At 41.4% G+C, this 13011-nt stretch carries 9 protein-coding genes; 5 read left to right on the top strand and 4 right to left on the bottom strand.

Going from position 1 to position 13011, the window contains the following annotated elements; all coding sequences use genetic code 11:
* Positions 1-233 precede the first annotated feature (233 nt).
* Entirely contained in the window at positions 234-1460 is a 1227-nt protein-coding gene (locus WC615_RS11305) for a tetratricopeptide repeat protein (protein WP_372978204.1), read from the bottom strand.
* Positions 1461-1625: 165 nt separating this feature from the next.
* A complete protein-coding gene (locus WC615_RS11300; protein ID WP_372978203.1) occupies positions 1626-2459 on the bottom strand; it encodes a hypothetical protein in 834 nt (277 codons plus the stop codon).
* A gap of 125 nt (positions 2460-2584) precedes the next feature.
* On the opposite strand from WC615_RS11300, the gene WC615_RS11295 reads away from it, so the two are divergent.
* On the top strand, positions 2585-3772 hold the full coding sequence (locus tag WC615_RS11295) for an ankyrin repeat domain-containing protein (RefSeq protein WP_372978202.1): 1188 nt from the start codon (positions 2585-2587) through the stop codon (positions 3770-3772).
* A gap of 18 nt (positions 3773-3790) precedes the next feature.
* The gene (locus WC615_RS11290; RefSeq protein WP_372978201.1) at positions 3791-5131 is read left to right on the top strand and encodes an ankyrin repeat domain-containing protein; all 1341 of its coding nucleotides are present in this window, start codon (positions 3791-3793) and stop codon (positions 5129-5131) included.
* A gap of 778 nt (positions 5132-5909) precedes the next feature.
* Here WC615_RS11290 and WC615_RS11285 read toward each other — a convergent pair.
* The gene (locus tag WC615_RS11285) at positions 5910-8177 is read right to left on the bottom strand and encodes an aconitate hydratase (RefSeq protein WP_372978200.1); all 2268 of its coding nucleotides are present in this window, start codon (positions 8175-8177) and stop codon (positions 5910-5912) included.
* Positions 8178-8336: 159 nt separating this feature from the next.
* Positions 8337-8996 (bottom strand): polysaccharide deacetylase family protein, encoded by a 660-nt coding sequence (locus tag WC615_RS11280; RefSeq protein ID WP_372978199.1) that lies wholly within the window; start codon positions 8994-8996, stop codon positions 8337-8339.
* A 91-nt stretch (positions 8997-9087) separates the two neighbouring features.
* On the opposite strand from WC615_RS11280, the gene WC615_RS11275 reads away from it, so the two are divergent.
* The 3 genes from WC615_RS11275 to WC615_RS11265 all read left to right on the top strand — a co-directional run bounded on the left by WC615_RS11275 (position 9088) and on the right by WC615_RS11265 (position 12995).
* Positions 9088-10470, top strand: coding sequence for a TolC family protein (locus tag WC615_RS11275; RefSeq protein ID WP_372978198.1), 1383 nt, complete (start codon positions 9088-9090; stop codon positions 10468-10470).
* A gap of 26 nt (positions 10471-10496) precedes the next feature.
* The gene (locus WC615_RS11270) at positions 10497-11834 is read left to right on the top strand and encodes an efflux RND transporter periplasmic adaptor subunit (RefSeq protein WP_372978197.1); all 1338 of its coding nucleotides are present in this window, start codon (positions 10497-10499) and stop codon (positions 11832-11834) included.
* A 153-nt stretch (positions 11835-11987) separates the two neighbouring features.
* Positions 11988-12995: an NAD(P)H-dependent glycerol-3-phosphate dehydrogenase gene (locus tag WC615_RS11265; RefSeq protein ID WP_372978196.1), complete on the top strand. Its 1008-nt coding sequence runs from the start codon at positions 11988-11990 to the stop codon at positions 12993-12995.
* Positions 12996-13011 lie beyond the last annotated feature (16 nt).

The following is a 13011-nucleotide window of genomic DNA, read 5'->3' as shown; positions in this document are numbered from 1 at the left end:
AAAAAAAGAGATGCCTATTACGGTGTAAAATTATATTTGTAGCTCAATTAATCAATATATAAAACCGTCAACTTATTTCAGGACGAGACATTTTGTTCCGTTTTGTCCCGAAAAAAATAGCTATATATTAACTTTTACCCCTTACGCGTCATAGAAATCGCAAGGGCGTGGGGAGAAGATCGCTACCCCATTTGGGATGCGCCACAGACGAACACAACCAGTATACTGACAACCTATTCATTTAATGAATTTAAAAAATCACTAAGGTTTGCACTATTGCACGGATACTTATCATCCGGAAGGTAGGTATTTAATAGCTCTAATAATTGTTTTGCTTTCTCAGGTTCAGTATTTAAGGCATCTTCGCCAAACAGATCTATTAGGTCATATCTAATAAAGTCTATAGGTAATAATTCGTCATTGCTATTTTTATTTACAGATGTAAAAGTTGGTATATATTTTTTAAGATCATTTATATACTCTTGAAGGCTGAGTGGTGTATTATCATTGACATTTAACTTATCCACCATTGGGTGCCGAAGCAAAAAGTTATCTAAACCCAATTGCTCTTCCTTTATAAATCCTTTTGTAAAGTAAACCTCACGTTTAAATTGATTTCTCTGTAATAATAGCAAAGCTAATATATCACTCCTTAAAATATAGTTTTGCTGATAGCTTGGTTTCATGACCCAGGTGAATGTTTTCCCGGTAGTTGATATTGGGATGGAGATTGTAGAATCTGCCCAGGTCATATAATCGAGGGAGTCTAATAATTTTTCGGGTGCTCCAAAATTTATATCAGATTGTTTTTGAAGGATTTTTGGATACCATGTAGTATTTAACATGGCAATATCTACAACCGAAATATCGGTGCGTAAGTTCTCTGCTTTTTGTAGATAATTAAGCGGAAGAGTGTAATTATCCCCTGACGAAATTAGGATTGCATTTTTGCCGCAGCTATTTAGCACAGCTCTGTTTATAGATAAAATGAAGTCATCAAAACCGCCTTTCTTTTTACCTTCTTTTAAAGCCCATTGTACAGAATCGATTTTATTTTTGACCTGGTAGCTAAAAGCTAATGACCCCCATTCTGAAGTTATTTTTGAATAAGGGTCAAGTATTAAAAAAGGACCGTCGTATTTTGGCGATAAACTAATAACCTTTTGTAATTCACTGGTTGCCTTTACAACAAGCTGAACTTGCATTTCGGGAATACTGGTAGCATCTTTCGAATTAAAACGACTATATGAATATGCCAGCAAATAATGGGCTTCAACATTTTTAGGGTTCAATATTATAGCCTTATTTAAGTAGTTTATAGCAGCCCCATAATCTTGATTATCAAAATCTTTATTGAACTCAGCTTTTGCCTTATTTAAAAGCGTATCAAATTGTATTGTTTGCCCGTAACAAAAGGGTGATATAATTATATAAAGTAAAATAAAGGAGAAGGTTTTCATCAAAAGGATATTAGGATCATAAAGCTAAATATTATCGTGATATAATTCCAACCCGGGCCCGTTTATTACAATTGTTTATATGCTTCGGCGATTTTATCGCCATGAGGCATTGCAAATGCCAGGCAGACTTAAGCACTCGTCACAGACGAGCGGAAGAACGTATTTTTAATCTCCGCCACCGCCACAACCGCTACAGCCGGAACTTGAACATCCCGAGCAACCGCTGCCGCAACCACTATGGCCGCCGCTATCATGCCCACCGCTGTGGTGGTCGCTATGGTGCGAGGTGAAATCGCCGCCATTGCAACCGCTCCCGGCTGTGCTGCAACCACCACCAGTTCTATCATCATCTTTATTTTTCCACCTGTCGGGGTCCGATTCCCATTTATACACAGCAATAATAATTACTGTAATTATACCAAGCATCAATAACGCCGATAATATAGTATCTGAAGCTTGTATAAATGTGGCACATGCGATAAATAACATTAATAAAACCAGGCTGTAAACGGAAAACCGGGGCTTTTTAACAAGCCAGTACCTGCCAATATTTACCCGCTGAAAATTAATGTCACTAAAGCGGGTATAGTTGTCTTGCCAAATATTGGCAGGTGGTTGCATGCCAAATTTATCGGCATATAGTTTATTCGATGAGGTATAAAAACCGTCAAATTTGGCAGCTTCCCGTCTGCCGCCTTTTGTTGGGTTGTGATGAATTTCGCGGTTTAAGGTATTTTTGCAAAGGTCTGTCCAATAGGAGCGGGTGAAGGTTAAATGCAGGTGCCATGCCTGGTCTACCGGGTCAGACGGGGTTACCCCTTGCTTTGATACACAGCATAGAAATATGAATTTCTTATATTCTTCCATAACCCGTTTAGCATAGCCTTTGGTCCAGCCATTCTCGCGGGCCAATCTGTCCGAAAATTTAAACTCGACCCCGGGTTCATCCAGTTCGAAAGCCTGTATTTTTTGCCAAAGTTCCAGATCGTTCGGTTCCATCCTGAGGTTTAAGCTTTATAATGTCTTTTTAACTGAATTTGATATCGTTGGCAAATAACCAAAACAATACTCAAATTTTATTGCTTTAAAATAAGTTATTTTTTCACTAACCAGCTTTTTAATATATGCAGAATGAAGATATGATCATACAGGCGTTCCGAAGAGCAGATTTCCAAACCGCAAAACAACTGCTTGATAATGGAGAGGCGCTGCCCAAAACGATAGAAAAATTCGCTCTTGGCGATGCAGTGCGTCAAATTGTTAACGCCCGGCGTTTTGAGTTTTTGGATCTGCTGATAGATAAGGGATTAATTGAGCTGGATATTTATGAGTACGACCGTTTTGACGGGACCATCATAGAACAGCTTTTTACATCTTTAAAAGATAATGAAGCAGATTTGGAATGGTTTAGGCAATTTTTATCGAAAGTAATTAACAAAAACGATGAGGTAAATAATCAAACGCTTTTGGGGTACGCTTTTGAAAAAGGGGCACCTCCCGAAATTATTAAAGCGCTTATTGATGCTGGTTGCGATACCTCTTATAAGAACAATGCCGAAGATAATTTTATTATGCAGGTAGTAGGTAACTACTACCGCGATGAAGCTAAGGCCGTAGCCTATATTGATTTGCTGATTGCCCGGGGCCTGGATGTTAACGCCCCCAATATTGTTAAAAAAACGCCCCTGATGGCTGCGGTTCAAAAGGGTAAGGAACATTTATTGGATATACTTTTAAAAAATGGAGCTGAGCCGAACCAACCCGATAAAGATGGCCAAACCGCGTTTTTTAATGCCGTGGTTAATTGGTCTATCTATAGTGTGTATGAAAAACTGGCATCGTATGAAATGCCTGATTTTGATATTCGGGATAAGGCGGGTGAAACCATATTGACGGGCTATTTAAGAGGGATGTATAAGGAGTCGGGCGATAATTTGAAAATACTTGAGCGCCTGATAGATGATGGTGCCGATATCAGGCAAACAGCACCACACTACGGGGTTGATAAATCAGGGATTGATTGGGTACTCGAAAAAAGTCCCGGCGTATTAGAATTGGTTTTATCAAAAGGTATTATAGATATTAACGAGGCCGATAATAAAGGCAATACCATACTGCATAAGGTTTGCGCGTTTAACGTTAATTATGAACAGGATAAAGCAAGGGAGACCTATAAAAAAGTTAAACTGCTGCTGGCAGCAGGAGCCGATACCAAACTGTTGAATGACCAGGATAAAACAGCAGCCGATTTGGCCGGCGATGATAACCTGAAAGTAAAAACGGTTGAATTATTATTAACACACCAAGCCTAAAATAATCAATACATGTCAATGTCTTTTATTGTTGCCTGCGAAAATGGTAACCGGAAAATAGCAGAACTGTTACTTGCAAACAAAGAAGCGGATGTAAAATATACCGACGAGAGAGGCCGCACGGCATTGCATTATGCAGCCCATAGGGGGTATCTCGATCTGGTAAAGCAACTTGTTGAAGCGGGTGCCACTATCGATTATGAGGACCAGCGGGGCGAAACGCCTTTTTATTTTGCCTTACTTCAAAAGCAAAAACAAACTGCGTTGTACCTGCTGGAGCAAGGCGCCAAAACCGATATTAACGATTTTGCAGGGAATAGCTTGTTGCATTTAGTTGCAGTTTCGGGCCAGTTTGAAATGTTGCAAAAGCTTATAGAAAAAGGCCTGGATGTAAATGCGGTTAATAACGAAGCCGAAACGCCTTTATTGATAGCCTCTGCATATAAAAATAAACAAGCCGTTGAAGAACTGCTGAAATATGGAGCTAATATAGAAGCATCTACCAAAGCAGGCGATACGGCTCTTATTTTGGCGGTACGCAACAACAGCCTGCCTGTAATTGAAACCCTGCTAAAAGCCGGCGCCGATGTGAACCACGCAAACGACCGTGGCGAAACCGCCTTATTAATAGCTGCCATAGCCGGCAGCCGTATCATAACCAAAGTACTCATTGACCATCATGCCGATGTAACCACTGTATCTAAAGAGGGCGTATCGCCAATATGGTATGCCTGTGCGCATAACCAAAAAGAAATGGTAGCCATTTTTTTAGATAATGGGTTGGATGTTAACTACAGTAAGCCGGGTACCAACGGCGATGATATGGGCTCGTACCTGGATTGGCTTGAGTCTAATAACGGAGGTGCGGCTTCTGACAACGGATACAACCTATCGGGTAAGCAATATGGTGGCGAAACTTTATTACATGTTGCTGCAAAGAACGGGCACCTGGCCATGATCAGGATGCTGCTGGAGAAGGGCGCTGATGTTAATAAGCAGGATGAATCTGGCAATACCGCCCTGCATTATGCCGCATCAAACGGTAAAAAAGATATTGTGGCCGAACTATTGCAAAAAGGAGCAGATGCAGGCATCGTAAATGTGAAAGACCAGCGGGCAATTGATTATGCCAATGTAAAAGGGTTTAACGAAATAACGGCGCTTTTATTAAAATACGGCCCACAAGCAACGCAACCGGCACAAACTACCAATGCTGCTGCACAAACACCTCCAGATGCCCCGGCAGGTGCCTTGGCGTCAAAAAAACAAGCCTTGCTGGATATTAAAGAGCTGCTGGATGCGGGCATATTATCGCAGGATGAATTTGATGCCGAAAAGAAAAAGATATTAAGTAGTTAATTAGGTTCAAAAACTTGCGCTCGTTTATAACGAGTGCTTAACATGGTTTGGCGATTTTGTCGCCTGTGGCATGCAAATGCCAGACAGATTTAAGCACTCGTCATAGACGAGCGCGGGAGGGATTATTGTATTTTTAAATTCTCCAATAATCTTTTTGCTCTAAAATAATTATATAACCCTGAAAAAGGGAGCGGCCCGTCCCCTCTACCCAAACTTGATATATTCAGATATATATCATTATTGTTAAATATGCATGTAATTAATATGCTAAGGCCTGCAATTTTTGGTTCGCGATAATAGGCCAAGAGGTTATCCTGGTCAACTGTCTTATTTAATCGTTTAAACTTTTCATTTAGTAAGGCGTGTAACTCCACTTTATTGTTAGCAACATGGCCACCTTTAACCCTCACCAATACATTTGCAAAATAGATGTTTGTAAAAAGCCACAAGGCAATTATGATCAATATTGTAGATGTAAGAAATAAGGAAATATTTTGCGATAAGCTATCAGTTGTAATTTTTAAAAAAATGTAACATACAAAAAGTGAAAATCCAACAGCAAGAAACAAAAATAAGTAATTGAAGATATAACTGAAAGTCACTTTATAGGAAAGCCTTTGTCTTCGGATGCTTTTACCAACATTAAGTGGATAGAGAGTAGTAGGCACGATTTTTAATAGGATTAGCTAAAGATCAATGACGTAAAGATGCGTGAAAATCATTAACAAAAAAAGCCTCCCCATTCGGGAAGGCTTAATCTAAGATCGTACTTCTAAAATTAAGAGATCATTTGCCTGCGGATGATGTTCAACGCGCCGCCTGCTTTAAACCACTCTATTTGCTGTGCATTGTAGGTGTGGTTTACCGGGAAGCTTTCTGTTGTACCATTGGCATGGTGTAATACTACGGTTAACTGTTTGCCCGGGGCAAAAGTGGTTAAGCCGGTAATATCAATAACATCGTCCTCTTGTATTTTTTCGTAATCGTTTACGTCTGCAAAGGTGATACCCAGCATACCTTGTTTCTTCAGGTTGGTTTCGTGGATACGGGCAAATGATTTTACCAGTATGGCACGTACACCTAAATGGCGTGGTTCCATAGCCGCGTGCTCACGTGATGAGCCTTCGCCATAGTTCTCGTCGCCAACAACAATAGTACCTATACCTGCGGCTTTATAATCGCGCTGCGTGGCTGGTACCGGGCCGTATTCGCCGGTCAATTCGTTTTTAACGCTATCTGCAGTGTTGTTAAAGTAGTTGATGGCACCAATCAGCATATTGTTTGATATGTTGTCCAGGTGACCACGGAACTTCAACCAAGGGCCAGCCATAGAGATATGGTCGGTAGTGCATTTACCGCGTGCTTTGATCAATAATCTTAAGCCGGTAATGTCTGTGCCTTCCCATGGGGTAAACGGCTCCAGTAATTGTAAACGTGATGATGTTGGGCTCACAATAACCTCAACACCGCTGCCATCTTCGGCAGGTGCCTGGTAACCGGCATCTTCAACGGCATAACCGCGTATCGGCATTTCAATACCTTGTGGCTCATCAAATTTAACCTGCTCGCCTGCTTTGTTGGTTAATGTATCAGTAAGCGGGTTAAAGGTAAGGTCGCCCGCAATAGCAAACGCAGTAACAATCTCCGGAGAGGCCACAAAAGCGTGTGTATTAGGGTTACCATCCTGGCGTTTAGCAAAGTTACGGTTAAACGATGTGATGATAGAGTTTTTGCGGGTAGGGTCGTCTGTATGACGTGCCCACTGGCCAATACAAGGGCCGCAGGCGTTAGCCAATACCACACCGCCCATTGCTTCGAAAGTACCTAAGTAACCATCGCGTTCAACAGTGTAACGTACCAGTTCAGAACCCGGTGTAATAGTAAACTCGGCTTTGGTAACCAGGTTTTTATCGATGGCCTGTTTTGCGATAGATGCAGAACGGGTGATGTCTTCGTATGATGAGTTGGTACAAGAACCTATCAAACCAACCTCTAATTTAACAGGCCAGTTGTTTTCTTTAACCGCTTGCGCGAATTTAGAGATAGGCCATGCCAAATCCGGAGTGAACGGGCCGTTAACGTGCGGCTCAAGCTCTGATAAGTTGATTTCGATAACCTGGTCAAAGTATTGCTCAGGGTTTGCGTAAACCTCATCATCACCGGTTAAATGTTCGGCAACTGCATTAGCCAGTTCGGCAACTTCGGCACGTTTGGTACCGCTTAAGTAAGCAGCAATTTTTTCGTCGTAACCAAAGATAGAAGTGGTTGCGCCGATTTCGGCACCCATGTTACAGATAGTGCCTTTACCGGTTGCAGAAAGTGAACGTGCACCTTCGCCAAAATATTCAACAATAGCGCCGGTACCACCTTTTACAGTAAGGATACCTGCTACTTTCAGGATAACGTCTTTAGCTGATGTCCAGCCGGATAATTTACCGGTTAATTTAACACCGATCAATTTAGGGAATTTTAGCTCCCATGGTAAACCTGCCATCACATCGCAGGCATCGGCACCGCCAACACCAATAGCCACCATACCCAAACCACCTGCGTTAGGTGTGTGCGAGTCGGTACCTATCATCATACCACCCGGGAACGCGTAGTTCTCTAAAACAACCTGGTGAATGATACCTGCACCGGCTTTCCAGAAACCGATACCGTATTTATCAGATACAGATGAAAGGAAATCGTAAACTTCGCGGTTTATATCAACCGCAGTATTTAAATCGGCAACAGCGCCAACTTTTGCTTGTATTAAGTGATCGCAATGTACGGTTGATGGTACTGCAACCTGCGGGCGGCCTGCCTGCATAAATTGCAATAGCGCCATTTGCGCGGTTGCATCCTGCATGGCCACGCGGTCTGGTGCAAAATCAACGTAGTCGGTACCGCGTTCAAATGCTTTTTTAGCATCACCTTCGCTAAGGTGAGCGTATAATATTTTTTCGGTTAAAGTAAGATGTTTACCGGTCGCTTTGCGGGCAGCATCCACGCGGGTGCTGTAGCGATCATAAACCTTTTTGATCATATCTAAATCAAAAGCCATAATGTTTGATTTTTAGTAGGTAATTAGAATAAAGACTGCCTAATAGCGGACTTGCGGCGAATTTACAAAATATAAACTTTATTCACAGTCAGGGCTTTGTACAATTGTTATTTGGATATGTTCTAAATAAGCGATTCCCTGATCGGGACGGCAGTTTGATCAGTTCTTGTTTAAGGGAGCGTAAGAATCGAACAGATCTGCGGTGAGGCATTTAAAAGTATAGCCTTCTTTACTAAAATGCTCTAAAACCAGTGGCAGCACATATTCCATTTTATGAAATGCCTTTACACTATCATGAAATAATACAATAGAGCCATCCTGCACGTTTTTTAAAACATAGTTGAGTGATTCCTCGCGGTTAAGGGCTATGTCAAAATCGCCGCTCAGTACATCCCACATAATAATTTGCAGGTCGGGCCGGGCTTGTTTCAGCAGTTTTACCTGCTCCCTTTTTATGCGCCCGTATGGCGGGCGAAACAACGGGGTATCTAAAACTTTATCGGCCTGTAAAAAATTCTCCAGGTAGGTTTGGTTATCAGTGGCCCACCCTTTAAGGTGGTTATACGTATGGTTGCCTATGGCGTGGCCGCCCTTTTTTACCTCGTCAAATACATCAGGGTGTTTGCGTACATTGTCGCCTATGCAAAAGAATGTAGCTTTGGCATTGTGCTTTTTTAAAATATTTAATACAAACGGTGTAACAATGGGTATAGGGCCGTCGTCAAAAGTCAAATAAATGCAACGGGCACCTGGTTTAGTATCCCAAATTAATTGAGGGTACAGTTTTTTAAGCCACCAGGGAGTTTTTACCAGGTACATTCGTAAAACGTTTAAGTATTTTAAATTTTAACCAAATAAATTAGAGCTTGCAAAGTAATTATCGGTTACTTACAATTGTATACATTTAATTATGAAACTAAACTTACACATCACAAAAGTAACTATTGCCTGCTTCATATTACTTTCAACAGTAAATTTTACGGTAAAAGCACAGGAGGTTATAACGCTGCAAAAAGCTATTGACCTTACGCTTGAGCGTAACTTAACTATAAAACAAGCACAGTTTAGCGAAGCACTATCAGAAGAAACCCTGAAGCAATCTAAATATAACCTGCTGCCAAATTTAACCGCAGCCCCGCAGGGCTCATTTAATTTCGGCCGTAATATTGACCCCTCTACCAACCAATTCATTAACCAGCGTATTTTTGGACTAAGCGGTAATGTTTCAACACAGGTTACGCTTTTTCAGGGCGGGCAGTTACGTAACCAGATCATAGAGAATAAGTTATTGCTTGGCGCCGACCGCAGTAACACCGCTAAAGTTAAAAACGATCTTGTTTTAAATGTAGTTACCCAGTACCTGCAAATTTTAACAAACCAGGATTTGGTTACTGCTGCACAACAACAAATTGATATTGCCAAAATAACGCTTGACAGGGCACAGAAAAACTTTGATGCGGGGAACCAAACCCAGGCCGACTTATCTCAGGCAAAAGCATCCCTATCAACCGCCGATTTAAATTATACCACTGCTGAGAACCAACTGGAGCTTTCTATACTTACTCTTAAGCAATACATGGAAATGTCGCCGGCAACCAATATTACTTTCGAAAAACCGGATATCAGTAAATTTAAAGATTTACCTACTATATATAATCCCGAAGAGGTTTTAAAAACAGCATTGGCTGTTAACCCGGATATATCACTTGCTGAAGCAAGGCAAAAAGCAGCCGAGCAGGATATTAAAGTTGCAAGAGGTAACTATTTCCCAAGCGTTGTATTGTTTGGGCAGTTGGGTTCTAATTACTCTGATGCACGTAAACTCGTAACTGTAGCACCTAACGGAATTGACCCTATTTATTCAAAATATCCGTTTTTTACACAAATAGGTGATAACTTTAACCAGGCGGTAGGCCTTAGCTTACAAATACCGATTTTTAACCGTTTTACTGCGCGCACAGCTGTACGCAAGGCAAAGATCACTAATGAAAATGCCATCGTTACTTCACAATTGGCTAAAAACAATCTAAGCAAGATTATTTACCAGGCGGTTTGGGATGTAAAAGCGGCTAATAAAAAATATCAAAGCACACTGCAAACGTATAATGCCAATAAAGATGCTTTTAATGTTATACAGCAGCGTTATAATGTTGGCCTGGTGAACTCGCTTGATTACAACACATCGTTAACCAACCTAAATAAATCGCAGTTTGATTTGATAAATGCACAATACGAAGTTGTGTTCAGAAGCAAAGTAATTGACTATTATCTCGGAAACCCTATAACACTTTAAACACAAAAAACAATCCTGAAATCATCATGGGAAAAACTACTAAATATATTCTGATAGGCCTTGGGGCACTTATCGTACTGTTAATTATAGGTAAGGCCACAGGTATAATAGGCAAACCACAATTAACACAGGTTGCTGTTGAAAAGGCCGAAAGCCGCGACATTAACGAAACTGTATCTGCCAGTGGTAAAATTAAACCGCATATCGAGGTTAAGATAAGCCCCGAGGTATCCGGCGAGGTTGTTGAACTGCCTATAAAAGAAGGCGACGTGGTTAAAAAAGGCCAGTTGTTATGCCGTATCCGCCCTGATATCCTAAAATCGGGGTATGACCGTGCCGTGGCTTCATACAATACACAAAAGGCAAGCGTGGGTAATTCATCACAAATGCTGAAACAATCTGAAGCTACTTTTACCAACCAGGAATCGATATACAAACGCAGTAAGGAGCTTTTTGATAAAAAGGTATTAACTGTTGCCGAGTTTGAAAAAGCGAAAGCTGACTACGAGGGCGCCAAAGCAGCCCTGGAAGCGGCAAGGCAAAACGTTGTAGGTTCAAAATTCGGTTTAGAGCAATCACAGGCATCTGTTAAAGAAGCACAGGATAACCTGGCTAAAACTACGATCTACTCACCGGTTGATGGGGTTGTGTCAAAACTATCTATTGAGCAGGGCGAGCGTGTATTGGGTACCCAGCAGTTTGCCGGTACCGAGATCATGACCATATCTGACCTTACTAAAATGGATGTGAATGTTGACGTGAACGAGAATGACATTAACCGTATTGCTATAGGCAACCAGTCGCAAATTGAGATAGACGCTTTTTTGGGTAAGAAATTTACCGGTGAAGTTATTGAGATAGGCAGCTCGGCAAACGTAGTAGGTACCAATGCCGACCAGGTTACCAACTTTACAGTAAAAGTGCGTATCACCGCACAATCATACATCGACCTGCTGAAAACGAATGCTGCAAACCATTCACCTTTCCGCCCGGGATTAACCGCTACGGTTGATATAAATACCAATCATGTAAAAGCACTGTCTGTGCCAATACAATCTGTTACCACCCGCGATGAGAAAAAGCCGGCACCAACAAGTGGCGACACGCAAAAGGATGATAAGAAAACTACGGCAACTCCTCCTTCAAAAGAATACGTATTTGTTTTGCAGGCCGGTAAGGTAAAACAGGTTCAGGTTACTACCGGTATACAGGATGATACCTACATACAGATATTAACCGGCCTTAAAGGCGGCGAAGAAGTGGTATCAGCCCCATTCGCAGCTATCTCAAAAACATTAAACGATGGTATGGTGGTTGAAAAAGTAGATAAATCAAAACTATTTAATTCCGACGCCAAGAAGTAATCTTTTAGCAGAAAGCATAAGGCTAAAAGCGGAAAGCTAAGAGGGAAAGTAAATGCTTTCTGCTTTTGGCTTTCCGCTTTCTGCTTTTCGCATAATATTTCATTAATTTGCATCACCGGGAAAACCAATTGCCCGGGTGGGACATTATACTTGATGCTTAAGCAAACAAACAAAATTGCTGTTGTGGGCGGCGGAAGCTGGGCCACAGCTAATATTAAAATGCTTACCGATAACATTACCGAAAAAGAGATTTTTTGGTGGATGCGCAACGGTGAAGCAGTTCAGCACATTCGCGAATTTGGGCACAACCCTAATTATTTAAGTTCGGTTGAAATTAAAGTGCCGGCACAAAACATCTCTACCGATCTGAGATCCCTTATACATGAGGTTGATTTTATACTGCTTAATGTGCCGGCCGCATTTTTAAAGGAAGCTTTAAACGGGATAACTCCTGCAGATCTGAAAGACAAAAAAATTGTATCGGCTATAAAAGGGATCGTGCCGGATGAGAATAAGATCATTGGCGAGTTTTTAAACGAGAACTACGATGTGCCTTTTGATCATATTCTGGTTATAAGCGGCCCCTGCCATGCCGAAGAGGTAGCACTGGAGAAATTATCATACTTAACCATTGCATCACAAAATACAGAGCTTGCTGGTGTATTTGCAGCTATGCTCAGCACGCGTTATATTAAAACCATCGTATCTGATGATATATATGGTACCGAGTACGGCGCTGTACTTAAAAACGTTTACGCTATTGCCAGCGGCATTTGCCACGGTGTAGGGTATGGCGATAACTTTCAGGCGGTACTTATATCAAACGCCATACGCGAGCTGGAACGTTTTGTTGATGAGGTACACCCTATTGACCGCGATATCAAAGAGTCGGCCTACCTGGGCGATTTACTGGTAACCGCTTATTCGCAGTTTAGCCGTAACCGCACTTTTGGAAATATGATAGGCAAGGGCTACACCGTAAAATCGGCCCAGTTAGAAATGAATATGATTGCTGAAGGATATTATGCAGTAAATTGCCTACACCAGGTAAACAGACAGTACAATGTAGATATGCCCATTTGCGAGGCTGTTTACGCTATTTTATATAAGAAAAGCCCACCGGTAATAGAAATGCAGAAACTGGCAGAGAAATTGAGTTAATTATAGCAATTAACTA

It is taken from the genome of Mucilaginibacter sp. (assembly GCF_041663085.1).
Lineage (GTDB): Bacteria > Bacteroidota > Bacteroidia > Sphingobacteriales > Sphingobacteriaceae > Mucilaginibacter.
The sequence above is the reverse complement of the archived record's forward strand: the minus strand, read 5'-3'. Positions and strand labels throughout refer to the sequence as shown.